This window comes from Altererythrobacter sp. KTW20L, assembly GCF_023501975.1.
GTDB lineage: Bacteria > Pseudomonadota > Alphaproteobacteria > Sphingomonadales > Sphingomonadaceae > Alteraurantiacibacter.
Map to the genome: position 1 here is coordinate 60,045 of NZ_JAMFLH010000012.1, position 24,902 is coordinate 84,946.

Below are 24,902 nucleotides of genomic sequence, written 5' to 3' on the forward strand. Positions count from 1 at the left end.
CGAAGCCATGATCGCGGCCTATAACGCGCAGGACGTGAACCTCTATGTCTCGTACATGACCGATGACGCCTGCGAGGCGAACTATCGCGGCGATGTCGTGCGCGAGGGCAAGGAAGGCACGCGTTCCGGCCTCGCCGCCGCTTTCGCCCGCTGGCCGCAGAACCGCGCCGAGATCGTCGAGAAGCAGGCGATCGGCAACTACGTGCTGATGCGCGAACACGTGACGCGCGGGCCGGCCACCGATGGCTCGGCGCTGGTCGAACCGTTCGACGTGGTCGCGGTCTACAGCTTTGCTGGCGACAAGTGCGCCCGCGTGGAGTTCATCCGGTGATCTTGCGCGAACTGTTCATCATCATCGCCGCCTTCGCGATGTTCGCTTCTGCCGTCGCGGCCTATTCGGTCGCGTTCCATGGCGAGGCGAGCCTCAAGGAAGTGCTCTCCACGGCCTTTGCCGCCGTGATCGGGCTCTATGCGGGCCGCTACCTCGAACGGAGGCTCACCCGTGGCTGATCGTCACCTTGCCCCTGATACCCCCGAACTGCGCGCCCGCTGGGGCAGCTTCGCCTGGACGCCCGAGAATGCGGACAAGGTGAAGGAGATCATCGCCCGCTATCCCGAAGGGCGCCAGCGTTCGGCAGTGATGCCGTTGCTCGATCTGGCGCAGCGTCAGGTCGGCGCGGAAACGAACACGCAGGGCTGGCTGCCCATTCCGGTGATGGAATTCGTCGCCCGCGAACTGGACATGCCGGTGATCCGCGTGGTCGAGGTCGCCACGTTCTATTTCATGTACAACCTGGTGCCGGTCGGCAAATTCCACGTGCAGGTCTGCGGCACCACGCCGTGCATGCTGCGCGGGTCGGACGATATCATCTCCGCCTGCAAGAAGCGCGGCATGGCCAAGGGCCACACCACGGCGGATGGCATGTGGACGCTGACCGAGGTCGAATGCATGGGCAATTGCGCCACCGCTCCGATGGTCCAGATCAACGACGACAACTACGAAGACCTGACGCCGGATCGGCTCGACGCCGTGCTCGATGCGCTGGCCGCCGGTCAGCAGCCGAAGACCGGCACGCAGGAGCCGGGGCGCCACACCAGCGAACCGGCCAACGCCTTGTCCAGCCTCAAGGACATGGTCAGCGAGAACCACGATTACCGGGGTCAATGGTGATGGAACTCGCAGTCCCCCTCATCATCGCATTGGTCCTGGTGTTTATCGCCTGGAAGGTGCTGGCAGGCCTGGCCAAGACGGTCGTGCTGGTAGTGCTCGCGGCTACGGCAGCGTGGTTCGTTTTCGGTACCGGGGGTATGGCATGAGCCTCGCTGACAAGGATCGCATCTTCACCAACGTCTACGGCTTCCAGGATTGGGGCCTGAAGGCGGCCGAGAAGCGTGGCGACTGGGATAATACCAAGGCGTTGATGCTCGTCGGGCAGGATGCCATCATCGACGAGATCAAGGCTTCAGGCCTGCGCGGGCGGGGTGGGGCAGGGTTCCCCACCGGCATGAAGTGGTCCTTCATGCCCAAGGAATCGAAGGATGGGCGGCCAAGCTTCCTCGTCATCAACGCCGACGAGTCCGAGCCGGGTAGCTGCAAGGACCGCGAGATCATCCGCCACGATCCGCACAAGCTGATCGAAGGCGCGCTGGTGGCCGGTTTCGCCATGCGCGCGCGCGCGGCCTACATCTACATCCGCGGCGAATATATCCGCGAGGCCGAAACGCTGTTTGCCGCCGTGGCCGAAGCCTATGCGGCGGGCCTGCTGGGCAAGAACGCGGCGGGATCGGGTTACGATTTCGACGTCTTCGTCCATCGCGGCGCGGGCGCATATATCTGCGGCGAAGAAACCGCGATGATCGAAAGCCTGGAAGGCAAGAAGGGCCAGCCGCGCCTCAAGCCGCCGTTCCCGGCCGGCGCGGGCCTCTATGGCTGCCCGACCACGGTCAACAATGTCGAGAGCATTGCGGTGGTCCCCACCATCCTGCGGCGCGGGGCGGGCTGGTTCAGCTCGTTTGGGCGCGAGGGCAACAAGGGCACCAAGCTGTTCCAGATCTCGGGCCACGTGAACAAGCCCTGCGTAGTCGAGGAAGCCATGAGCATCCCGTTCAGCGAACTGATCGAGAAGCACTGCGGCGGCATTCGCGGCGGCAAGGACAACCTGCTGGCGGTGATCCCCGGCGGTTCCTCGGTTCCCCTCGTTCCGGCAGCGGAGATCTGGGATGCGCCGATGGATTTCGACGGCCTGAAGGCGTTGGGAAGCGGCCTCGGCACGGCGGGCGTTATCGTGATGGACAAGTCCACCGACATCGTCCGTGCGATCAGCCGCCTGTCCTATTTCTACAAGCACGAGAGCTGCGGCCAGTGCACCCCCTGCCGCGAAGGCACGGGCTGGATGTGGCGCGTGATGACCCGGCTCGAAACCGGCGATGCCAATGTCGAGGAAATTGACATGCTGCACCAGGTGACCAAGCAGGTCGAAGGCCACACCATCTGCGCGCTGGGCGATGCCGCCGCATGGCCGATCCAGGGCCTGATCAAGCACTTCCGTCCGGAGATCGAGCGGCGGATTGCCGAGCGTGCCAGAGCCTTGCAGGTGGCAGCCGAATGATCCGTTCGCTCTCCCTTGCCGCCCTGGCCGCCTTGGTCGTGAGTACCGCGATTCCTGCTGAGGCGCAGAACACGCAGAACTCCTATCGGCCCACCGGCACGCGGATCATCTCGCAGCAGGAAGAGGCCGATCCGGACTATTCCCGGCGCCTGCTCAAGGAGACCGCTGCCTGCGTCAACCGCTACGACTCCTCTGGTGTTGTGGGGCTGCTGCGCGGAGGGAACCAGGCTGCGCTTGATTACGCTGCGGGTGGGATTCGCAACGAGGATCGGAACTCGCCGCTGAAAATCAGTGAATGCCTGCACGAAGCCTTGAACGGAGCGCAATTGGTTGTGCACATGCGCATTCCCCCTGCCGCCCTGCGCACCGTTCTGGCCGAGCAGGCTTACCTAAATCGGCACACTGCGCCGCTTACCATCGCCCCCGGCTCCCCGCAGGTGCTGGAAGGGCGAATCGTGATCGGCGGTGATACGGCGGAGGAATCGCAAGCGCGGGGCATTTTTGCCGATTGTTTGGTATTTAACGCTCCAGTCGAGGCCGACCGCCTGCTCCGTGGTCCGGTGGGCGGTGGTACCGAACTCGACAATGCCCGCGCGCTGATGCCCGCGATCTCGCAATGCTTGAACGACGGCCAGGCCGCCAACTTCTCGCCCAATGCCATCCGCGATTTTGTCGCCGATGGGCTGTGGGCGCGCAGCGAGGCCTTGGCGGGAGCGAGTGCCGCCCAATGATGGTACGCGCGCTTCCTGCTGGGCTTATGATTGCCTCTCTTGCGGCGGTCGCGATGCCGGCGATGGCGCAAGAGCGTCCCTATCGCCCCACCGGCACGCGCATCGCGCAGGCGCAGGAGAGTGTTGATCCTAACATGGCTCGTCGCCTGATGAAGGTCACGGCGCGGTGCGTCTATCGGCGCAACGAGGCGGCTGCCCTGGCGTTTCTACGGCAGACGGATGCAGTGACGGCTGGGTACGAAGTGCTCGGCAGTTCTTCCGATGAAATCGAGGGAAGGCTCAACCTGGGCGCCTGCATGGGAGAAGCCATCGCGCTTGAAGGGACGCAAGCCCAGATGGGGCTTCCAGCACAAGTCTTGCGTGCTTCGCTGGCCGAGGAATCCTACCTCGCGCGACACGCAAGTCCGCTTGTGTTGGCAGCGAATGCCCCTGAAATTCTGACTAACAGGCCAATCGCTACTTCTACCGGTGAGGCACAAGCTCGAGGGCTAGCGGCTTTTGCCGATTGCGTGATCTATCACGCCCCGGCAGAGGCCGATGCGCTGTTACGGACTGGTGTGGGTAGCGATGACGAGCGGGCCGGCGCCCGGGCGATGGTTCCGGCTATCTCGCAATGCCTTGCCGAAGGGCAGGAGGCGAACCTGACGTCTCGCGGCATCCGCGAAATGGTGGCCGATGGACTTTGGTCGCGCAGCGAATATGGCGCAGCAGCGCCCACTGGGGAATAACGAGTAATGCCCAAAGTCACCGTAGACGGACAGGAAATCGAGGTTCCCGCCGGCGCCACCGTGCTGCAGGCGTGCGAGCTGGCGGGCAAGGAAATCCCGCGCTTCTGCTATCACGAGCGCCTCAGCATCGCGGGCAACTGCCGCATGTGCCTGGTCGAAGTGAAGCCCGGGCCGCCCAAGCCGCAGGCGAGCTGCGCGCTGCCAGCGACCGAAGGCCAGGAAATCTTCACCGCCACCGAGATGGTGAAGAAGGCCCGAGAGGGCGTGATGGAATTCCTGCTCATCAACCACCCGCTCGATTGCCCGATCTGCGACCAGGGCGGCGAATGCGACCTGCAGGACCAGTCCATCGCCTATGGTCGCGGTGCCAGCCGCTATGACGAGAATAAGCGCGCGGTAACCGAGAAGTACATGGGGCCGCTCATCAAGACCACGATGACGCGCTGCATCCACTGCACCCGCTGCGTGCGGTTCTCCGAAGAAATCGCCGGGGTGGACGAAATCGGCGCGCTTTATCGCGGCGAGGACATGCAGATCACCACCTATCTGGAAAAGGCCGCCAGGCACGAGCTGTCGGCCAATGTGATCGACCTGTGCCCGGTCGGCGCGCTCACCAGCAATCCCTATGCCTTCGAGGCGCGTCCGTGGGAGCTGAAGAAAACCATCGGCATCGACGTGTCAGACGCGATGGGCTCCAACATCCGCATCGATAGCCGGGGCCGCGAAGTGCTGCGCGTGCTGCCGCGCAACAACGATGACGTGAACGAGGAGTGGATCTCCGACAAGGCGCGCTACCAGGTCGATGGCCTGACGCGCCGCCGCCTGGACAAAGTGTGGATCAGGAAGAACGGCAAGCTGGCCGAGGCAAGCTGGGCCGATGCCTTTGCCAAGATCGCCAAGGCCAAGCCGGGGGCCAGCATCGCCGCCGTGGCGGGCGACCTGCTCGATTGCGAGACCATGTTTGCCGCCAAGGCGCTGCTCAAGGCCTGCGGTTCGTCGCTGGTCGAAAGCCGCCAGACCGGCATGGACTATGACGTGTCCAGCCTTGCCGCGATCAATTTCAACAGTGGTTTCAACGGGATAGAAACCGCCGACGCCGTGCTGATCGTGGGCAGCCATGTCCGCTGGGAAGCGCCGCTGGTCAACGTGCGGCTGCGCAAGGCGGCCAAGCGCGGGGCCAAGGTGTTCGTGGTCGGGCCGGAATGGGAAACGACCTATCCGGCGACTTTCCTGGGCGAGGATGTCTCGGTGCTGGGCAAGCTGCCGACTGATGTGGCCGACGCATTCAAGAATGCGGAACGTCCGGCGATCATCCTTGGCGGGGCAGGCTTTGCCGCCGGTGCCCATGCTGCCGCGCTCAAGCTGGCGCAGCAGTTTGGCATGGTTAAAGACGGCTGGAACGGCTTCAACGCGCTGCACATGGCCGCTGCCCGGATGGGTGCGGTGATGCTCGGCTTCGCGCAAAAGGGCGGCATTGCCGAACTTGCCGCCGCCAAACCCAAGGTGCTGCTGGCGTTGGGGGCGGACGAGGTGGACTTTGCGAAGTTCCCGGACAGCCTGAAGGTCTATATCGGCCACCACGGTGACAAGGGCGCCCACGCGGCCGACATCGTGCTGCCCGCCAGCGCCTATACCGAAAAGCCCGGCACCTATGTGAACACGGAAGGCCGCGTTCAACGCAGCGACAAGGCTGTGTTTGCGCCGGGCGAGGCCCGCGAGGACTGGACCATCCTGCGCGCGCTGGCCGATGCGCTGGGCGTTTCGGTCGGCTTCGACAGCTTTCACGAGTTGCGCGCTGCGATGGTGGCCGAAGTGCCCGCGCTGGGTAACGAGGGCGAGATTGCCGATTACGGCGCGCTGCCCGCCAGCGTGTCGGGCAGCGACAAGCCTGAAGGCCGCATCGCCGCCTATCCGATCAAGGACTTCTACCTCACCAACCCGATCGCCCGCGCCAGCGCGGTGATGCAGCGCTGTTCGGACGAACTGCTCCACGGCGCGGACCTGGCGGAGGCTGCGGAATGACCGCCTTTTTCCAAGACCTCGGCATGACCTACGAATGGGCGTGGTTCATCGCGACCATGTCCGGGATCCTGCTGATCGCTCTCCCGCTGATGCTGGGCGTGGCGATGATCATCTACATGGACCGCAAGGTCTGGGCGGCGATCAACCTCAGGCGCGGCCCCAATGTGGTGGGTCCTTTCGGCCTGCTGCAGAGCTTTGCGGACGGGTTGAAGGTGTTCCTGCAGGAAACCATCATCCCCAGCGCGGCCAACAAGGGGCTGTTCATCCTCGCCCCTATCCTCACTTTCACGGTGGCGCTGCTGAGCTGGGCGGTGATCCCGTTCGGGCCGGATGCGGTGCTGGCCGATATCAACGTGGGCCTGCTCTATATCTTCGCGGTCTCGTCGCTGGGCGTTTACGGGGTGGTGATCTCGGGCTGGGCATCCAATTCGAAGTACCCGTTCTTCTCGGCCATGCGTGCTTCGGCGCAGATGATTTCCTATGAAGTGTCTATCGGCTTCATCATCGTCTGCGTGGTGCTGTGGGCGGGCACGTTCAACCTGAACGACATCATCCTGGCCCAGAAGGGCCATGGCCTCGGCTTCATCAACGGCTTCTTCTTCAACCCGCTGCTGTTCCCGATCATGGTGATGTTCTTCATCTCGGCGCTCGCCGAAACCCAGCGCGTGCCGTTCGACCTGACCGAAGCCGAAAGCGAGCTCGTCGCCGGTTACCAGACCGAATATTCCTCGATGAGCTTCGCGCTGTTCTGGCTGGGCGAATATGCCAACATCCTGCTGATGTGCGCGCTCACCTCGATCCTGTTCTTCGGGGGCTGGCTGCCGCCGGTGGACTGGGCACCGCTGTACTACGTGCCGGGGATCGTGTGGCTGCTGGCCAAGATGCTGTTCTTCTTCTTCTGCTTCAGCTGGGTCATGGCGACCGTGCCGCGGTACCGGTATGACCAGCTGATGCGCCTGGGCTGGAAGGTATTCCTGCCGCTGAGCCTGTTCTTCGTGTTCGCGGTATCGCTCTGGCTGATGATCACGAGGTATTCCGCATGACCTCCGTCGCACACCTCATCAAGTCGTTCACCCTGTGGGAGTTCGTGAAGGCGCATGCCCTCACGCTGAAGTATTTTTTCAAGCCCAAGGTGACGATCAACTATCCGTTCGAGAAGAACCCGCTCAGCCCGCGCTTCCGCGGCGAGCATGCGCTGCGTCGCTATGCCAATGGTGAGGAGCGGTGCATTGCCTGCAAGCTGTGCGAGGCGGTGTGTCCGGCCCAGGCGATCACCATCGAGGCCGAACCGCGCGAGGACGGCAGCCGCCGCACCACACGCTATGACATCGACATGACCAAGTGCATCTACTGCGGTTTCTGCCAGGAAGCCTGTCCGGTGGATGCCGTGGTCGAAGGGCCGAACTTCGAATACGCGACCGAAACGCGCGAGGAACTGCTCTATGACAAGGCAAAACTGCTGGCGAACGGGGACAAGTGGGAGCGGGCGATTGCCGCGAACCTTGAAGCCGATGCGCCCTATCGTTAAGCGCGCGGGCAAGTGAACGGGGCATCATGATTCAGGTACTCGCCTTTTATCTCTTCGCCATCATGGTGATTGCCTCCGGCGCGCTGGTCGTGCTGGCGCGCAATCCCGTGCATTCGGTGCTGTGGCTCATCCTGGCCTTCTTCAACGCCGCGGGCCTGATGATCCTGGTGGGGGCGGAGTTCATCGCCATGTTGCTGGTGATCGTCTATGTCGGCGCGGTGGCGGTGCTGTTCCTGTTCGTCGTCATGATGCTCAACATCGATTTCGCCGAACTGCGCGCGGGCTTCGTCAAGAACGCTCCGCTGTCCGTGGCCGTGGCGGTGATCCTGCTGGCCGAGATCGTGCTCGGCATCGGTGCCTATCGCGTGGGCCTGATCGAGCTCGGCACGCCCGATGGCACGGCCGCTCCGATCCTGGGCGAGAGCAATATCGAGAACATCGGCATCCTGCTCTACAGCCGCTACCTGTTCCTGTTCGAAATGGCGGGCATCATCCTGCTGGTCGCCATGATTGGCGCGATCGTGCTGACCCACCGCGAGAGCCGCGCGGTCCGCGCGCACCAGGACATCACCAAGCAGAACATGCGCCGGCCGGAGGATGCGACCGAGATGAAGCGTCCCGAAGTCGGGCAGGGGGTTGAGCTGTGATCGGCATCGAACATTATATCGTCGTCAGCTCGATCCTGTTCGTGCTGGGCGTGCTGGGCATCTTCCTCAACCGCAAGAACGTGATCGTGATCCTGATGGCGATCGAGCTGATCCTGCTGTCGGTGAACATCAATCTGGTGGCCTTCAGCGCTTTCCTCGGCGATCTGACGGGTCAGGTCTTCGCCATGTTCGTGCTGACCGTTGCTGCGGCAGAGGCGGCCATCGGGCTTGCCATTCTCGTCACCTATTTCCGTCGCCGCGGCACGATTGCCGTCGATGACATCAACCGGATGAAGGGCTGAGCCGGTGTCCACCTCCATCCTGATCATCGTCTTTGCGCCGCTGGTGGCTGCGCTCATCGCCGGGCTCGGCAACCGCATGATCGGCAATCTGCCGGCCAAGCTGGTGACCACGGCCGGGCTGTTCATCGCCTGCGCGCTGTCGTGGCCGATCTTCCTCGGCTTCGTCGCAGGGACCGAGACAGCCACGGTCGTTCCCGTGCTCGACTGGGTGCGTTCGGGCACGATGGAGTTCGACTGGGCGCTGCGGGTCGATACGCTGACCGCCGTCATGCTGGTGGTTATCACCAGCGTCTCGGCGCTCGTCCACCTCTACAGCTGGGGCTATATGGACGAGGATCCGGACCAGCCGCGCTTCTTCGCCTACCTGTCGCTGTTCACCTTCGCCATGCTGATGCTGGTGACGGCGGACAACCTGGTGCAGATGTTCTTCGGGTGGGAAGGCGTGGGCCTCGCTTCCTACCTCCTCATCGGTTTCTGGTTCAAGAAGCCAAGCGCCAATGCCGCTGCGATCAAGGCCTTCGTGGTCAACCGCGTGGGCGACCTTGGCTTCATGCTCGGCATCTTCGGCACCTTCCTGGTGTTCCAGACGACAAGCATCCCCGAAATTCTCGCCGCTTCCCCGGCCATGGCTGGCGTATCGCACATCACCTTCATGTCGATGCGGCTCGATACGATGACCATCCTGTGCCTGCTGCTGTTCGTCGGCGCGATGGGCAAGTCGGCGCAGCTTGGCCTGCATACCTGGCTGCCCGACGCGATGGAAGGGCCGACGCCGGTCTCCGCGCTGATCCACGCCGCCACCATGGTGACCGCGGGCGTGTTCATGGTCTGCCGCCTGTCGCCGATGTTCGAAGCCGCGCCGATTGCGCTGTACGTCGTGACATTCGTCGGCGCTGCCACCTGCCTGTTTGCCGCCACGGTCGGCACCACGCAGTGGGATATCAAGCGGGTCATCGCCTATTCGACCTGTTCGCAGCTCGGCTACATGTTCTTCGCCGCCGGCGTCGGTGCCTATGGCGCGGCGATGTTCCACTTGTTCACCCACGCCTTCTTCAAGGCGCTGCTGTTCCTTGGCGCGGGCGCGGTGATCCATGCCATGCACCACGAACAGGACATGCGGTTCTATGGCGGCCTGAGGAAGAAGATTCCGATCACCTTCTGGGCGATGATGGCCGGCACCCTGGCGATCACCGGCGTGGGCGTTTACGACCTTGGCGTGGGCTTCGCGGGCTTCTTCTCCAAGGATGCGATCATCGAGGTTGCCTTTGCCAGCGGATCCGAAATGGGCCTGTTCGCCTTCTGGGTGGGCGTGTTCGCGGCGCTGCTGACCAGCTTCTATTCGTGGCGGCTGATGTTCCTCACCTTCTGGGGCAAGCCCCGCTGGGCGGCGAGCGAGCATATCCAGCACGCCATTCATGACGCCCACGGCCATGACGGGGTTCATGACACCCACGGCCACGGCCACGAGGAAGACAATGCCCCTGCGCAGGAACACGCCGGCGAGGACGCGCATCACCATGCGCCGGATCCGGACCACGGCGAAGGCACCGGCGGCTATCACCCGCATGAGAGCCCGTGGGTCATGCTGATTCCGCTGGTGATCCTGTCCATCGGCGCTGTGGCAGCAGGCTATGTGTTCAAGGAGGCCTTCCTCGATGAAGCGGCCTTCTGGAACGGTTCGATCGCCTATAACGAAGCGCTGATGCACGCGATGCACGAAGTGCCGTGGTGGGTGAAGAACGTGGCGCTGCTGGTGATGCTGCTCGGCCTGTTGACCGCATGGTACGGCTATATCCGCAACACGCGCTTCCCAGCGCAGGTGGCCGACCAGCTTGGCCCGATCTACAAGTTCGTGTTCAACAAGTGGTACTTCGACGAGCTTTACAACTATGTGTTCGTAAAGCCGTCCTTCTGGCTCGGCCGGGTGTTCTGGCAGCGCGGTGATATCGGGCTGATCGACCGGTTCGGCCCCGATGGCTCTGCCTTGGTGGTCGAGAAGGGGGCTCTCTTCGCCAAGAAGGTCCAGTCGGGCTACCTCTATTCCTATGCGCTGGTGATGCTGCTTGGCCTTGTCGCGGCGATCAGCTGGGTGATCTTCCGATGAGCGGTGTTCCCATTCTCTCGCTGATGCTGCTCGTCCCGCTGCTGGGCGCGGTTGCCTGCTTCTTCGCCGAGGCAAAGCTGGCGCGCACCATTGCGCTGGTCGCGACGCTGGTGAACCTGGCGCTTGGCATTGCCATGTGGGCGAGTTTCGACGTGGGCGGCGCGCAGTGGCAGTTTACCGAGCGGGCGGACCTGTTCGGCAGCTTCCAGTGGGCATTGGGCATCGATGGCATCGCCCTGATGCTGATCATGCTCAGCGTATTCCTCATGCCGATCTGCATCCTCGCGAGCGCCAGCATCGAAAAGCGCGTCGGCGAATACATGGCGGCCTTCCTGTTCATGGAAGTGCTGATGGTCGGCACCTTTGCCGCGCAGGACCTGTTCCTGTTCTACATCTTCTTCGAGGCCGGCCTGATCCCGATGTACCTGATCATCGGCATCTGGGGCGGCGCAGACCGGATCTACGCCAGCTACAAATTCTTCCTCTATACGCTGCTCGGCTCGGTGCTGATGTTCATCGCCATGCTGTGGATGGTGAATGTCGCAGGCACGAGCGACATCCCCACGCTGATGCAGTACGATTTCCCGGTTGATGCGCAGACATGGCTGTGGCTCGCCTTCTTCGCCAGCTTTGCGGTGAAGATGCCGATGTGGCCGGTCCACACCTGGCTGCCCGCTGCCCACGTGCAGGCGCCGACCGCCGGTTCGGTGATCCTGGCGGGCGTGCTGCTGAAGCTGGGCGGCTATGGCTTCATCCGTTTCAGCCTGCCGATGTTCCCCGAAGCGAGCGCGCAGCTGGCTTGGCTGGTGTTTGCGCTGTCGATGGTGGCCGTGGTCGTCACCAGCCTGATCGCGCTGGTCCAGCACGACATGAAGAAGCTGATCGCCTATAGCTCGGTCGCCCACATGGCGATCGTGACTGCGGGCCTGTTTGCCTTCAACGTGCAGGGCCTCGAAGGCGCGATGATCGTGATGCTGAGCCACGGACTGGTATCGGGCGCGTTGTTCCTCTGCGTCGGGGTGATCTACGACCGGCTGCACACCCGCGAGATTGACCGCTATGGCGGCCTGTCGATCAACATGCCCAAATATGCGCTGTTCTTCCTGCTCTTCACCATGGCGAGCATCGGTCTGCCGGGCACCAGCGGCTTCGTTGGCGAGTTCCTCAGCCTTGCGGGTATCTACCAAGCGTCGAGCTGGGTCGCGTTTGTCTGCACCACCGGCATCATTCTTGGCGCGGCCTACATGCTCTACCTCTACCGCCGCGTGGCCTTTGGCGAACAGAAGAATGCCGATGCCGCCGCCATGCCCGACCTGTCGGTGCGCGAATGGGTCATGCTTGGCCCGATAGCCGCTGCCGTGCTGTGGATGGGCGTCTATCCGGAAAGCTTCATGGCCCCGATGCGTGCCGATATTGCTGCGCTCGACGCCCGCCTTGCCAGCGCCCGCCCCGAAGGCGACGCGCGGTTATGGATTGGCGAGCCGGCACCCGTAGTTGAAGAAGAAGCGCACGGGGGAGCGCACTGATGGAACTCACCACCTCCCTCGGGCTGATCGTTCCCGAACTGGTCCTTGCCGTATCCGGCCTCATCATGCTGCTGTTCGCCGCATGGGGCGGCAACGAGGCGAGCAAGCCTGTGTCCATCGCCTGTTGCGTGGCGCTGGGCGGGGCTTTTGCCCTGGTCGCGCCGTCGGTCTGCGGCGGATATTCCGGGCCCGGCACCCTGGCGTTCTATGGCCAGCTCCGGATCGATGCCTTTGCCGGTTTCGCCAAGCTGATGATCTATGCCTCGGCCGGTGCCGCCCTTGTCGTCGCGCCGCGCTATTTCGACCGCTTGAACGCCATGAAGCCGGAATTCGCCGTGCTGGTGATCTTTTCGGCTCTGGGCATGAGCATCATGGTTTCGGCAGCGGACCTGATCTCGCTTTATATCGGCCTCGAACTGACCAGCCTTGCCTCCTACGTGCTGGCATCCTTCCTGCGTGATGATGACAAGTCGGCCGAAGCGGGCCTCAAGTACTTCGTGCTGGGCGCGCTTGCCTCCGGCATCCTGCTGTTCGGTTCCAGCCTGATCTACGGATTTACCGGATCGACCAGCTTTGCCGGGATCAGCGCAGGCATGGCGGGCGGATTGTCGGGCGGCATGCTGTTCGGCCTGATCTTCGTGATGGCGGGCCTCGCCTTCAAGATCAGTGCCGTGCCGTTCCACATGTGGACGCCGGATGTCTATGAAGGCGCGCCGACGCCCGTCACCATGTTCTTCGCCAGCGCGCCCAAGGTGGCCGCCGTGGCCCTGCTTGCCCGGGTCTCGCTGGAGGCCTTCGGCAGCCAGCCCGACGCATGGCAGCAGATCGTCACCTTTGCCGCCATCGCCTCTATCGTAGTCGGCGCGCTTGGGGCGATCGGGCAGGAGAACCTCAAGCGACTTCTCGCATTCTCGTCGATCAACAACGTCGGCTTCATCCTGATCGGCCTCGCTACAGCGACGGTCGCCGGTGCCAGCTCGATGCTGCTGTACCTCGTGTTCTACGTTGCCATGACTGTGGGCAGCTTCGTCGCCCTGCTGATGCTGACCGATGCCGAGGGCAAGCCGCTGGAGACTTTCGCCGACATCAAGGGCCTTTCCACCACGCGCCCGGCGCTCGCCTGGTGCCTGCTGCTGATCATGTTCAGCCTGGCCGGTATCCCGCCGCTGATGGGCTTTTACGGCAAGCTGGTGGTGTTCCAGGCCGCAGTCGAAGCGGACCTGATCGCGCTGGCCGCCATCGGTATCGCCGCCAGCGTGATCGGCGCGTTCTACTACCTCAAGTTCATCAAGGTGATGTTCTTCGACGAAGCGGTGGACCGTGTGCAGGGTAAGGCCGACAAGGCGCAGTGGGCGCTCCTGGCGCTCGCAACCTTGGCGATCTCCCCGTTCGCCTGGCTGCTGACGGGCTGGCTTGCATCGCTGGCTGACGGGGCCGCAGCCGCGCTGTTCTTCGCTGCCTGACTTGGCGGGCCGGATCGACACTGTCGCCGAGACCGGCTCGACCAATGCAGACCTGCTTGCCCGGCTTGCCGCAGGCGAGGTGATTGCCGAGGGATACTGGCTGGTCGCGGACCGGCAGAACGCCGGGCGCGGGCGGCAGGGGCGCCAATGGCTCGACGGGCCGGGCAACTTCATGGGCTCCACCGTGGTCACTCTCGGCGCATCCGATCCGCCACCCGCCAGCTTGTCGTTCCTTACCGCACTGGCTGTCTATGGCGCTACCGCAGGCAGGATCGCGCAGCCTGCTGCCCTGCAGCTCAAATGGCCGAACGACGTGCTGCTGTCCGGTGCCAAGTTCTGCGGCATCCTGCTCGAACGCGAAGGCAGGCACGCGGTGATCGGGGTGGGCGTAAACCTGGCGGGCGCGCCGAAGCTGGCGGATCGCGAGACACTGGCCCTGGCAGACTTCGGCAGCGCGCCCGATCGCGACCTGTTCGCCGCCGATCTCGCGCAGTGCTTTGCCCAAGAACTGGAACGCTGGCGAATTTACGGTGTGGGTCCGATGTTCAGCCGCTGGCAGGCCGCAGCCCACCAACCCGGCGCGCTGCTCAGTGTCCATAATGGATCTGGCGAGCGGCTAACCGGCACTTACACCGGCCTGGCCGATGATGGAGCGCTATCCTTGCGCTTGGATGACGGATCGACCCGTGTCATCCATGCAGGCGATGTAATGCTGGAGGCAGGCTGATGCTGCTCGCGATCGATGTCGGCAATACCAACGTAGTCTTCGCCATGTTCGATGGTGAGAACATGCGCACCCGCTGGCGCATCGCCACCGATCCGCGCCGCACGGGCGATGAATATGCCGTCTGGTTGATCCAGCTGATGCAGATCGAAGGGATCGAGCGGGCCGACGTGACTGCCATGATCGTCTCCAGCGTCGTCCCGCGCACGCGGCACAACCTGGAAGTGCTGGCGCAGAAGTATTTCGGCGTAACGCCGCTGTTCGCGGGCGAGGGAGCGGCGGCGTGGGATTTCGAGATCGATGTGGACGAACCACGCTCGCTCGGCGCGGACCGGGCGGTCAATGCACTGGCCGCCCATGCCAAGTATCCGGGCGACCTGATCGTTATCGATTTCGGCACGGCGACCACTTTTGACGTGGTGGATTCGGGCGGGGCCTATAAGGGAGGCATCATCGCGCCGGGCATCAACCTGTCGCTCGATGCGCTGGTCAACAATACGGCCAAACTCCCGCGTATCGCCATCGAGGCTCCGCGCAGTAACAGCGTGACAGGCCGCAATACCGAGGATCAGATGTTGATAGGTGTGTTCTGGGGCTATGTCGCCATGATGGAAGGGCTGGTCGCCCGCCTCAAGGCCGAAATCGGCCGCCCCGCGCGGGTCATTGCTACAGGGGGCCTGGCCGTGCTGTTCGGTGCCCACAGCGACATTTTCGACGAAGTTGACGGTGACCTGACCCTTCAGGGCCTGGCCATGCTCGCCCGGCGGGCAGGAGCGGCATGAAGAAGGATTTCACCCCCGAAGACGAATTGCTGTTCCTCGCGCTCGGAGGATCGGGCGAGATCGGAATGAACGTCAACCTCTACGGTTGCCAGGGCCAGTGGCTGATGGTGGACTTGGGGATGAGTTTCGGGGCGCAGGAATATCCCGGCACCGAGCTGATGTTCGCCGACCTGCAGTTCATCGAGGACCGCCGCGACGACCTGATCGGCATCGTGCTGACCCACGCGCACGAGGATCACATCGGCGCGATCCCCTATTTCGCCGCCGAGTTCGACGTGCCGCTCTATGCCACGCCGTTCACCGCCGATCTCATCATGCGCAAGCTGCAAGAAGCGGGCATTACCGACCAGATCGAACTGATCGTGATCGAGGAGGATCACGGATCGATCCAGATCGGTCCGTTCGACATTACCTACCTTCCGCTCGCCCACTCGATTGCAGAGGGCAATGCGCTGCTCATCGAAACCCCGCACGGCCGCGTGTTCCACACCGGTGACTGGAAGCTGGACGAGGAGCCGATCATCGGCGAGCCCACCACCGAGGAAGAACTGCGCGAGATCGGCGACGAAGGCGTGCTGGCACTGGTGTGCGATTCCACCAACGTGTTCAACGCCTCGGCCTCCGGTTCGGAAGGCGCGGTGTTCCGCGGGCTGCTGGAGGAAGTGCACAAGCACAAGGGCAAGCGGGTGCTGGTCACCACTTTTGCCTCCAACGTGGCGCGATTGCAGACGCTGGGCGAAGTGGCCGAGGAAACCGGGCGGCGCCTGTGCGTGGCGGGCCGCTCGCTCGACCGCATTATCGAGGTTGCCAAGGATAGCGGCTATCTCGAACATTTCCCTGACACGGTGGATTTCGACACAGCCATGCAATTGCCGCGCGGGCAGGTGATGATCATCGCCACCGGCGGGCAGGGTGAGCCGCGTGCTGCGCTGGCCCGCATTGCCGAGGACAACCACCCGCTGTCGCTGGTGGAAGGCGATGTGGTGCTGTTTTCCAGCCGGGTGATTCCCGGCAACGACCTTGCCATCGGCCGCATCCAGAACATCCTGGCCCATCGCGGCGTGGTGATGGTGAGCGACAAGCAGAGCTTCATCCACGTATCCGGGCACCCCGGCCGACCCGAGCTGGAAGCGCTCTATTCGTGGCTCCGGCCCGAGATCCTCGTGCCGGTTCACGGCGAGATACGTCACATGATGGAGCAGGGCAGGCTGGGAAAGGCCTGCGGCATTCCCAAAAGCGTGGTGCAGAAGAACGGCGATATCGTTCGCCTCGCGCCCGGCGCTCCCGGCAAGATCGCCGAAGTGACCAATGGCCGCCTGGTACTGGATGGGGACATCATCGTGCCTGCCGATGGCGAGGCCATTGTCATGCGCCGCCGCCTGGCGCGCGATGGGCTGTTGCTGGTCGTGCTGGAAAAGGGCGGGGCGGTGCAGGTTGAAGGGATCGGCCTGCCGCTGGATGAGGATTATCCGGCATTCGTGGCCGAAGCGGTGGAGGATGTGAAGAAGGCGCTGTCGGCCCTGCGCGGCCCGGCAGCGCGTGACCGCGAGGCCATCACCGAAGCTGCCCGCCTCGCCGCCCGCCGCGCGGCGCAGCGCTGGTCGGGCAAGAAGCCACAGACCCGCGTGATTCTCCCACTGGAGCAGCCTGTCCGATGAAGATCACTTCCATCATCGCCATTTATGCCCTGTTCTGGGTGATTTCGGCTTTCCTGCTGCTGCCTTTCGGCGTGAAAACCCATGAGGAGGCAGGACTGGAGAAAGTCCCCGGCCAGGCTGACAGCGCGCCGGCCGATTTCCGCCCAGGCAGGCTGGCATTGCGCGCGACCGGTATCTCTGCCGTTCTGACCGCGCTCTATATCGCCAATTACTTCCAGGGCTGGATCACGGTGGACGACATCAACCTGTTCGGCACTCCGCCTGGATTTGAGGATTAGGGGTTCGAGGACTAGAACCCTAGTCCCGCAGCCGCTCGATAGCCTGGGCCATGGCGACATAGAGCTTGCCGATATCCGACGACAGGATTGTCACCGCCAGGGCATTGCCGTCGCGGGTGGAAAGGATCGTACGCAGCATCGCCTCGAAGTCGTGGATGTAGCGGTTGATCGCCTCGCGCACTTCGGGATCCTGTTCGTACACCTCGCTCACTGCGCGCGCCTCGGCATTGTCGAGCAGCCGCACGGCGCGGCGGGTGAAGATGCCGCGGTCGCCGCGCAGGTAGCTGGCCCACGAGGTGTCGGTCACCTCGGCGTCGAGCGCGCGGGCGATATCGATCGAGCTGGAATTAAGGCTCTCGGTGATCAGTGCCATGCGACGGGTGAAATCGTTGTTGACCTGTTCTTCCGCCCTGGTGCGGGCCTGGGCCACCCGGCTTTCCAGGTTTCCGGCCAACTGGTTCACCTTGGCCAGCTGGTCGCGCAACTGGGCCGCTGCGTCGCGTCCCCGCTCACCGGCATTGCGCGCGGCTTCTTCCAATTCGTCGATGGCTTCGCGGGTGTTGTCGCGCAGGGCCGCCTCGATAGTCTTGCTGGCATCGCTGCCGATTGACCGCGCGATATCGCCCACTGCCTCGGCCTGTTCGGCGCGCAGCTTGCCCACGGCTTCGGTCGAGGCCTGTTCGAGCAGGCCGAGAGCGGATTGAAGCTCCTCCTGCGCCTGCAGCGCAAGGGCGCTGGCCTGTTCCGCGATAGCCGCCAGTCGCGCTTCGAGCGAGGAAAGCGTTTCGAGCGAGGCGGCCGACTGGTCGGTCGCCTGGTTGACGTGTTCGGCCAGCATGCCGCCACGGCTTTCTGCCTCGGCGATCGTCTCGCGCAGGGCATTGGCGCGCGTTTCGAACTGCGCGAGGCGTGCCTCGGCCTTGCCGATGGAATCCGACAGTGCCCCTTCGGAATGATCTGAACTGGCGCGGATGATTTCCAGCAGCCGCACGCTGTCATTGGTCAGCCGCGATACGAAGATGCCGCTTTCTTCCATGATCACGCGGCTTTGCGAGAGCTTCTCGGCCAGCATTTCGACCGTTTCGCCAAGGCGTTCGCCTTCTTCGCGGCCCTGACCCGCCAGCCTGCTCATGTCGGCATCGAAAGCGGCAATGCGCTGGGCCAGCTGGTCACCGCGCTCAGCGACTGCGGCAAGGTGGGCAAGGTGCGCTTCCTGCCGTTCGCGGGACTGTTCGTCGAATGCGGCAAGGCGGCTTTGCAGGGCGGCGAGGGCTTCCGCCTCCGCTTCGGCTGCTTGCTCCCGTCGACGGGCAACTTCGGCTTCGAAGGCGTTGGCGCTGTCGATGATCGACTGGTCAACCCGCGAGCCGGCTTCGTGCAGCGCATCCATCCGCTTGCGGGCATTGCCGATGGCGGCCTCGTCAAGCTGGCTGACGCGGGTGATGGCATCGGCCATGTTCTGCTGGAAGCCCGCGATGGCTTCTTCCCACCGGTTGCGGGCATTGTCGTGCCCTTCGGACAGGCTCGCGGTAAGGCTATCGCCTTCATCGCGCAGGCGCGCCAGGTGGCTGTCGAAATCATCGAGAATGGCACCGACACGGACCCTCAGGGCTTCCACCTGCTTTTCGCTGACTTCGCCGAATTCGTTGAGCCGCTGGAATGCCGCAACCATCGCATCGAGCTGGCATTGCGCGGAATGACCCACGTTTCCGATCCTGTTGGCAAGGTCACGCGCGGAGTTGGAAATCACCGGCATCTGGTCGCGCAGGCGATCCATGTTTGCCACTGCACTGTCACTGACCGAGCCAATGGTGCTGACCTGCGCACTGTTGTCGATGATGAGTTGCTGCAGTTCTGCCGCATTCTGCGACAGGCGTTCCGCCGCCAGGCGACCGAGCGATTCAAGGTCGCGGGATTGGTCGGCAATGAAGTCGCGCGCCAGGCTGAGCTCGCGGTTGACCACCGACAGCCGCTGTTCAAGGGCAATCGATTCGGCGGACAGCAGGCGCGCAGCATCGCCGAAACGCGCCGCTTCGCGGGCGGAGTTGCGCATGGCAAGCAGCCATAGGGCAACAACCAGGAGCACAGGCAGGGACCAGCTGCCGATCCACCCGATCCACTGTTGCGGAGTGCCGTCAGCCATGATCTCGCGCTGCATGGCCCAGCCGAAAAAGCCGGTCCAACCGACTATTGCCATGATGGCGATCGCAGGCAGGGCGAAAGCGGCGCGGTGGCGGGGCTGCTCTTCCTCGTCCTCCCAATCCTGGGCAAAGGCGTGCCCGGCTTCGCCCTGCGCCTCCACATGCGATTGTGTCTGGGTCACGTTCTGCGTGCCCTCCTCATGGTCGTGGCCTTCTCCCCCGGGAGAGCCCAGCGCCACCAAATTCTTCCGCCTGGTCATCCCCGCTGGATATCAGGACTGGGCTGGGGTTGAAAGCCGCGTTTAAAGCCACCTTAACCGCTTTAGTGGTAAGGGAGGCGGATGATGCTGGACATGACACTCGACAAGGCGGATTTTGAAGCCAACCTGGCGGCTGCCGCGGGTCATGACATGTCCTTGCGCGCGGAACTCCTGGCGTGCTTCTGTGCCAGCCTTGAAACCCAGCGCGACTTGCTGGCCCGCGCCCGGTGCGACGGAAACTGGGAGGTCTCTGCGCTCAGGCTGCGCGGCCTCGGGGCCAGTTTCCATTCGCGGCAACTGGTCGATCTGGCGCAGGAAGCGCTCGATACCGCCCCGGGTGATCCGGTCGTCCTGCGCAAACTTGCGCAGTTTGCCGACGAGGTCGCCCGACAGGGCTGATCTGTCACCAAGCGCGCTTGGCACAAGGTCGCGCCCGCCCTAGAAGCGCGGCGTGATTGCATCCCACCCCCTTGCCACCGGCGTCCTCGTCACCATCCCCGCCTGGACCGCATCGGGGCCGCGCGTGCTCGGCCGAACCGCGCCCGAACGGCAGGTGGAATTTGCCGCCGCCTGCGGCTGTTCGGAGGTTATCGCCTTGGGCGGCGGTGGCGGGGCCCAGGCCGTTGCCCTGCGTCACCTGGCCGAGAGCCTGGGCATGAAATTCCGCGAAGTGTCGGGCCCCCATGCGCTGGCCCGGTCCGGCCAGCCGGGCGAGCGGCTGCTGGTGCTGGAGCCGGGACTGCTGCCCGATCCATCGGCCTGGCCGCGCGGTGCCGACAGCGAACGTGGCATCGTGCTGACCCTGCCGTCGAGCGTGGGCGTGGAGGCCGGGTTCGAGCGGATCGACCTGACGCGGGCCTGGGCCGGCGCACTGGTTCTGCCGGGCGCGCTGTTGCCGCGCCTGCTGGCTCTGCCGGAGGATATCGAGGCGCCATCGGCCCTGCTGCGTATTGCCCTGCAAGCAAGCCTGCCCGAAGCCGATCTCGATCCTGCCGCGCTGGCCGATGCGACATGGACATTGCCGCACGGGGTCGAGGATGCGCGCCTCGCCGAAGACAAGTGGTTGGCGCGACAGGTCGGCGGCGAGCCGGGGGAACCGCTATCGCAGCGCCTTGCAGGGGCAGTCCTGCGGCGCGGAGGCGGCAAATTGCTCGAGCGGCGCGAAGCGCGGCCTCTGGTGCTGGGGCTGGCGCTGTTGCTTGCAATCGGCGCAATCGCATTGTGCCGGGCAGATTTTGACGCTGCGGGGTTCCTGGCCCTGGCGATTGCCGCGCCAATGCTCGAACTGGGTTTGGGGCTAGGACGGTTGCAGCGCGCACGCAGTGGCGCGTTCAAAGTTCGTGAGAAGCTCGCACCTCTGCGTTGGCTGATCGATCTGGCGATACTTGTCTGCGGAGTGCTGGCAATCGACGGCGCCTGGAGCGAACGCCTGTTCGCCCCACTGGTTCTGCTCGCCGCCCTTTACGCCGGGTCTTTCGCCGAGAAAGCACGCTGGGCGACCTTGCGCGACCGCGGGCTGGTGGCAGCGATCATTGCCGCGGGAGCCTTGGCCCATTCCGCTCAGGTGGGGGTAATGGTGGCGGCGCTGGGACTTTTGCTGCTGAATATCGCGCAATCACGCAAGGGTGGCGGATAACGCGGGCTTAACCACAAGTGGCTATGGCAGGCCTATGAGCGACGAGATCAAGACGGCTTTCCGCCCGCAGGCGGTCGAACAGGTGCTGCGCGAGAGACTGGCGGGTGGCGACATGGTACTGGCCTCGACCCGCACGATCCTGTGTCACCTGCTCGCCAACCGCGACCAGGCGCTGTTCAGTGATGAAGTGATTGCGCGGGTGCGGGGGATGAATGTCCACGTCGCCCGACAGTTGCTGTTCGCCCGCGCCGAGGCAGATGGCCTGGCCAACCCCGCCGCCTTTGCCGACCGGCAACAGGATGCGCTGGCGGCGCTGCTGATCGACGATGCGGCCTTCCTTGCCCATGCCCATGTGCTCACGCTGGAAGCTCAACTGGCGGCGCAGTTGCAGCGCCGCAGCGGGTTTGACGGCGTCCTGTCCCCACTGCTGCAGGAACTGACCGCCTCGGCAGACGGAGAACTGGCCGCTGCCGCAATGCGCGTGATCGCGGTGCAGGCGCGCTTCCTCCAGGCGCAGCGGCGGATGGAGCTGCCGCTGGCAGAACTGCCAGCGGATCTGTTCCACAAGGCCCTGCTGGCCATGCGCCGCCACGCCGATGACAACCCCGGGGCGCAAAAGGCCGAAGCCCGCTTGCGCTCGCAGTTCGATGAAAGCCAGGGCCGTCTTGGCCAGATGACCCGCCTGGTCATGGCCATGGGCCGCAAGGCACCGCGCGCGCTGGCGATTGACCATGCGGGCCTTGCCCTGTTTGCCACGGCACTGGCCATGGCCGCCGGGCAGGATCGCGACACGACGGTGCTCTCTTTCGGCGAAAACCAGCTCGCTCGACTGGCGCTGTCCTTGCGGGCAGCGGGCCTTGCCCAGGATGCGGTCGAGGAACAGTTCGTCTATCTCCATCCCGATGCAGTGCTGCCCGAAGGGTTCGATCGCGTGACGGCCGACCGCGCTTCCGCCCTGTTGGCTGGTCAGGCGAACTGACCGATGGCCGGGGGCGCTCCTCTCAAGGCCCTGGCGCGAACGGACGCCCGCGACTGGCTGGTCGAGGCCGACGAGCCGATCGTGGGCCTGCAGATGCGCAACGGCGGCGAGATGCCGGGCGCGATTGTCACCCCGGCGCTGCTGGAACTGGTGCGCAAGGCGCGCGCCTATCGGTTCAAGGTGGCCCGCGCGATCGAGGCGCGCGACGAGGGGGACAGGGTGACAGCCTGGGTCGAAGTCGTCCCCGACGAGGACGGCGAGGGCTGCCGTGTCGCCATGTCCGACTGGCTTGTCGAGACAGCAGGCGATCCCGGCCCGCAGGCAGAGCGTGATCGTCAGGTCGCCATGGCCCGCCAGCTTGCCGAACTGACCGCCCGCCTCGGTCCGAAACAGGAATTGCTCAGTGCGGATAGTGATTGCCCCGAATTGCAGGGCGTGGTTGCCACAATGCGTGCAGGGGTCGGCAAGCCGTGGATCGATTTTGTAACGCTGGACGGTACACAACATCACCAGCCGGTCCATTGGCGCCTGCTCGATGGAGCGCGGCTGAAGCTGGCGGGATCTTCGCGCACATGGCGAGCTGCTCTGGTTCCACAAGGTCGCGAACCGGTGGGCAACAGCGGCTTCGAACTGCTGCTATGTGCCGAACAGCCGATGCCCGACAGTGATGAGCGGGTTATCCCCGAGGCTCATCCCCCTCGCCAGCGAGGTCCGGGCATCGGACTGGAGATCGCTCCGGTCCTGCGCCAGCCGGTCTCGCGCATCATCGCCAATGCCGAGACTATCCGCACGCAGATGGCAGGGCCGCTGGCCGACGAATATGCCACCTATGCCGCCGATATCGCCAGCGCGGGCGAGCACCTGCTGGCGCTGATTGACGATCTGACCACGCTGGAAATGGTCGAAGATGAGGAATTCAGCCCCGCGCCAGACAAGATCGACCTGGCTGACCTTGCGCGCCGCGCTGCCGGAATCCTGGGTGTGCGGGCACGCGAACGGGGCATCGTGGTCGATGCACCCAAGGACGGCGAGAGCGCTCCGGCCATCGGCGAGTTCCGCCGGGTACTGCAGGTGCTGCTCAACCTGCTGGGTAATGCCATCCGCTATTCACCCGAAGGTTCAAGTGTGTGGCTGCGAGTGGAGCATGACGGCGCGCGGGCGCGAGTGATCGTGGCCGACCAGGGCGAAGGGCTCGACCAGGCGCAGCAGGAGCGCGTGTTCGGCAAGTTCGAACGGCTCGGCCGCAGCGGCGATGGGGGCTCAGGCCTTGGTCTATATATAAGCCGCCGCCTAGCCGAAGCCATGCAGGGCAGCTTGACGGTGGAAAGCGCACGCGGCCATGGCGCGCGGTTCATTCTCGAACTGCCGGCGGACAGCGGGGCGAACGAGTAACTCTTCATCTCTCACCCTGGGCCATTCGTGTCGAGCGAAGTCGAGACACCCTTGAGTGGCATCTCGACTTCGCTCGATGCGAACGGAGACAGGCGGTGAGCGCCTAGCGCTTGCCCACGGGCAAGTAATCGCGCTGGGTCGGCCCGGTGTAGAGCTGGCGCGGGCGGCCGATCTTCTGGCCGGGATCCGAGATCATCTCGTTCCACTGTGCCACCCAACCCACCGTGCGCGCCAGGGCGAACAGGGCGGTGAACATGGTGGTCGGGAAGCCGATGGCCGACAGGATGATGCCTGAATAGAAATCGACGTTGGGGAACAGCTTCTTCTCGGCGAAATAGTCGTCCGACAGGGCCAGTTCCTCCAGCCGCAGCGCGGTCTCGAACACCGGATCGCTGACCTTCAGCGCGTCGAACACTTCGCGCACGGTCTTCTGCATCACCGTGGCCCGCGGATCGTAGTTCTTGTACACGCGGTGGCCGAAACCCATCAGGCGGAACGGGTCATTCTTGTCCTTGGCGCGCTCGATATAGTGCGGGATGCGGTCGGGCGTGCCGATCTCCTGCAGCATGTTTAGCGCCGCTTCGTTGGCGCCACCGTGGGCCGGACCCCACAGGCAGGCAATGCCCGCCGCGATGCAGGCAAACGGATTTGCACCCGAGGACCCTGCAAGACGCACGGTGCTGGTCGAGGCATTCTGTTCGTGGTCGGCGTGGAGGATGAAAATCCGGTCCATCGCCTTTTCCACTGCCGGGATCACCTCGTAAGGCTCGGCCGGGACGCCGAAGGTCATCTTGAGGAAATTGCCGGTGTAGCTCAGCGAGTTATCGGGATAGATGAAGGGCTGGCCGACCGAATACTTATAGGCCATGGCCGCGATCGTCGGCATCTTGGCGATCAACCTGTGGCTGGCGATCTTGCGCTGGACCGGATCGGAAATGTCGGTGCTGTCATGGTAGAAGGCCGACAGCGCGCCAACCACGCCGCACATGATCGCCATCGGGTGCGCATCGCGCCGGAAACCGCGATAGAACTGGGCCAGCTGCTCGTGCAGCATGGTATGGCGGGTGATCGTGGTCTCGAAATTCTCGAGCGTGGCGGCATCGGGCAGTTCGCCGTTCAGCAGCAGGTAGGCTGTTTCCATAAAGCTGGAATGCTCGGCCAGCTGGCCGATGGGATAGCCACGGTGCAGCAGCACGCCTTCCTCGCCATCGATGAAGGTAAGCGCGCTCTCGCAGCTGGCAGTGGAAGTGAAGCCCGGATCATAGGTGAACATGCCCGTCTGGGCATAGAGCTTGCGGATATCCACCACGTCAGGCCCGGTGGTTCCCGCCATGACGGGGAATCCGTGATCCTGGCCGCCGACGGTCAGCTGCGCTTTCTTGTCCGTCAAAT

The 24,902-nt window shown here is 64.1% G+C and carries 25 protein-coding genes; 23 read left to right on the top strand and 2 right to left on the bottom strand.

Annotated elements, in window-relative coordinates; genetic code table 11:
- Nucleotides 1-7 precede the first annotated feature (7 nt).
- From M3P36_RS12745 to M3P36_RS12835, 19 genes are read left to right on the top strand one after another with little or no spacing between them, the layout of a single operon-like run.
- A complete protein-coding gene (locus M3P36_RS12745) occupies nucleotides 8-331 on the top strand; it encodes a nuclear transport factor 2 family protein (protein WP_249704147.1) in 324 nt (107 codons plus the stop codon).
- Entirely contained in the window at nucleotides 328-510 is a 183-nt protein-coding gene (locus M3P36_RS12750; RefSeq protein ID WP_249704069.1) for a hypothetical protein, read from the top strand. The genes M3P36_RS12745 and M3P36_RS12750 overlap by 4 nt, the downstream gene beginning before the upstream one ends.
- Entirely contained in the window at nucleotides 503-1,171 is a 669-nt protein-coding gene (locus tag M3P36_RS12755; RefSeq protein ID WP_249704070.1) for a complex I 24 kDa subunit family protein, read from the top strand. The genes M3P36_RS12750 and M3P36_RS12755 overlap by 8 nt, the downstream gene beginning before the upstream one ends.
- Nucleotides 1,171-1,317: a hypothetical protein gene (locus M3P36_RS12760; protein ID WP_249704071.1), complete on the top strand. Its 147-nt coding sequence runs from the start codon at nucleotides 1,171-1,173 to the stop codon at nucleotides 1,315-1,317. Before M3P36_RS12755 ends, M3P36_RS12760 begins: the two co-directional genes overlap by 1 nt.
- Nucleotides 1,314-2,609: an NADH-quinone oxidoreductase subunit NuoF gene (gene nuoF / locus M3P36_RS12765; protein ID WP_249704072.1), complete on the top strand. Its 1,296-nt coding sequence runs from the start codon at nucleotides 1,314-1,316 to the stop codon at nucleotides 2,607-2,609. The genes M3P36_RS12760 and nuoF overlap by 4 nt, the downstream gene beginning before the upstream one ends.
- Nucleotides 2,606-3,340 carry a hypothetical protein gene (locus M3P36_RS12770; protein WP_249704073.1) on the top strand — a complete coding sequence of 245 codons (735 nt, stop codon included), beginning with the start codon at nucleotides 2,606-2,608 and terminating at the stop codon, nucleotides 3,338-3,340. Before nuoF ends, M3P36_RS12770 begins: the two co-directional genes overlap by 4 nt.
- Before the next feature lie 26 nt (nucleotides 3,341-3,366).
- Nucleotides 3,367-4,068 carry a hypothetical protein gene (locus M3P36_RS12775; protein WP_249704074.1) on the top strand — a complete coding sequence of 234 codons (702 nt, stop codon included), beginning with the start codon at nucleotides 3,367-3,369 and terminating at the stop codon, nucleotides 4,066-4,068.
- 6 nt (nucleotides 4,069-4,074) lie between these two features.
- The gene (nuoG, locus tag M3P36_RS12780; RefSeq protein WP_249704075.1) at nucleotides 4,075-6,090 is read left to right on the top strand and encodes an NADH-quinone oxidoreductase subunit NuoG; all 2,016 of its coding nucleotides are present in this window, start codon (nucleotides 4,075-4,077) and stop codon (nucleotides 6,088-6,090) included.
- On the top strand, nucleotides 6,087-7,133 hold the full coding sequence (gene nuoH, locus M3P36_RS12785; RefSeq protein WP_249704076.1) for an NADH-quinone oxidoreductase subunit NuoH: 1,047 nt from the start codon (nucleotides 6,087-6,089) through the stop codon (nucleotides 7,131-7,133). The genes nuoG and nuoH overlap by 4 nt, the downstream gene beginning before the upstream one ends.
- Nucleotides 7,130-7,618: an NADH-quinone oxidoreductase subunit NuoI gene (gene nuoI / locus M3P36_RS12790; RefSeq protein WP_249704077.1), complete on the top strand. Its 489-nt coding sequence runs from the start codon at nucleotides 7,130-7,132 to the stop codon at nucleotides 7,616-7,618. Before nuoH ends, nuoI begins: the two co-directional genes overlap by 4 nt.
- 26 nt (nucleotides 7,619-7,644) lie before the next feature.
- A complete protein-coding gene (locus M3P36_RS12795; protein WP_249704078.1) occupies nucleotides 7,645-8,265 on the top strand; it encodes an NADH-quinone oxidoreductase subunit J in 621 nt (206 codons plus the stop codon).
- Nucleotides 8,262-8,567 carry an NADH-quinone oxidoreductase subunit NuoK gene (gene nuoK, locus M3P36_RS12800; protein WP_249704079.1) on the top strand — a complete coding sequence of 102 codons (306 nt, stop codon included), beginning with the start codon at nucleotides 8,262-8,264 and terminating at the stop codon, nucleotides 8,565-8,567. The genes M3P36_RS12795 and nuoK overlap by 4 nt, the downstream gene beginning before the upstream one ends.
- Nucleotides 8,568-8,571: 4 nt before the next feature.
- Nucleotides 8,572-10,671 (top strand): NADH-quinone oxidoreductase subunit L, encoded by a 2,100-nt coding sequence (nuoL, locus tag M3P36_RS12805; RefSeq protein ID WP_249704080.1) that lies wholly within the window; start codon nucleotides 8,572-8,574, stop codon nucleotides 10,669-10,671.
- On the top strand, nucleotides 10,668-12,197 hold the full coding sequence (locus M3P36_RS12810) for an NADH-quinone oxidoreductase subunit M (protein WP_249704081.1): 1,530 nt from the start codon (nucleotides 10,668-10,670) through the stop codon (nucleotides 12,195-12,197). The genes nuoL and M3P36_RS12810 overlap by 4 nt, the downstream gene beginning before the upstream one ends.
- Complete coding sequence (gene nuoN / locus M3P36_RS12815; protein WP_249704082.1) at nucleotides 12,197-13,660, top strand: NADH-quinone oxidoreductase subunit NuoN; 1,464 nt, start codon at nucleotides 12,197-12,199, stop codon at nucleotides 13,658-13,660. The genes M3P36_RS12810 and nuoN overlap by 1 nt, the downstream gene beginning before the upstream one ends.
- A gap of 1 nt (nucleotide 13,661) precedes the next feature.
- Nucleotides 13,662-14,387, top strand: a complete 726-nt coding sequence (locus M3P36_RS12820) for a biotin--[acetyl-CoA-carboxylase] ligase (RefSeq protein WP_249704083.1) — start codon at nucleotides 13,662-13,664, stop codon at nucleotides 14,385-14,387.
- A complete protein-coding gene (locus M3P36_RS12825; RefSeq protein ID WP_249704084.1) occupies nucleotides 14,387-15,166 on the top strand; it encodes a type III pantothenate kinase in 780 nt (259 codons plus the stop codon). The genes M3P36_RS12820 and M3P36_RS12825 overlap by 1 nt, the downstream gene beginning before the upstream one ends.
- Entirely contained in the window at nucleotides 15,163-16,824 is a 1,662-nt protein-coding gene (locus M3P36_RS12830) for a ribonuclease J (protein ID WP_249704085.1), read from the top strand. Before M3P36_RS12825 ends, M3P36_RS12830 begins: the two co-directional genes overlap by 4 nt.
- Nucleotides 16,821-17,102, top strand: a complete 282-nt coding sequence (locus M3P36_RS12835; protein ID WP_249704086.1) for a DUF1467 family protein — start codon at nucleotides 16,821-16,823, stop codon at nucleotides 17,100-17,102. Before M3P36_RS12830 ends, M3P36_RS12835 begins: the two co-directional genes overlap by 4 nt.
- Nucleotides 17,103-17,121: 19 nt before the next feature.
- Here the strand turns inward: M3P36_RS12835 and M3P36_RS12840 are convergent, their stop codons facing one another.
- A complete protein-coding gene (locus tag M3P36_RS12840) occupies nucleotides 17,122-19,503 on the bottom strand; it encodes a coiled-coil domain-containing protein (RefSeq protein WP_249704087.1) in 2,382 nt (793 codons plus the stop codon).
- A gap of 84 nt (nucleotides 19,504-19,587) precedes the next feature.
- Between M3P36_RS12840 and M3P36_RS12845 the strand changes: the two genes are divergently transcribed.
- From M3P36_RS12845 to M3P36_RS12860, 4 genes are read left to right on the top strand one after another with little or no spacing between them, the layout of a single operon-like run.
- Complete coding sequence (locus tag M3P36_RS12845; protein WP_502798382.1) at nucleotides 19,588-19,902, top strand: Hpt domain-containing protein; 315 nt, start codon at nucleotides 19,588-19,590, stop codon at nucleotides 19,900-19,902.
- Nucleotides 19,903-19,954: 52 nt separating this feature from the next.
- Nucleotides 19,955-21,139: a hypothetical protein gene (locus M3P36_RS12850; RefSeq protein WP_249704088.1), complete on the top strand. Its 1,185-nt coding sequence runs from the start codon at nucleotides 19,955-19,957 to the stop codon at nucleotides 21,137-21,139.
- Between the two features lie 34 nt (nucleotides 21,140-21,173).
- On the top strand, nucleotides 21,174-22,118 hold the full coding sequence (locus M3P36_RS12855) for a hypothetical protein (protein ID WP_249704089.1): 945 nt from the start codon (nucleotides 21,174-21,176) through the stop codon (nucleotides 22,116-22,118).
- 3 nt (nucleotides 22,119-22,121) lie between these two features.
- Nucleotides 22,122-23,510, top strand: a complete 1,389-nt coding sequence (locus M3P36_RS12860; RefSeq protein WP_249704090.1) for a sensor histidine kinase — start codon at nucleotides 22,122-22,124, stop codon at nucleotides 23,508-23,510.
- A gap of 103 nt (nucleotides 23,511-23,613) precedes the next feature.
- Here M3P36_RS12860 and M3P36_RS12865 read toward each other — a convergent pair whose 3' ends face one another.
- On the bottom strand, nucleotides 23,614-24,900 hold the full coding sequence (locus tag M3P36_RS12865) for a citrate synthase (RefSeq protein ID WP_249704091.1): 1,287 nt from the start codon (nucleotides 24,898-24,900) through the stop codon (nucleotides 23,614-23,616).
- Nucleotides 24,901-24,902: the final 2 nt, after the last annotated feature.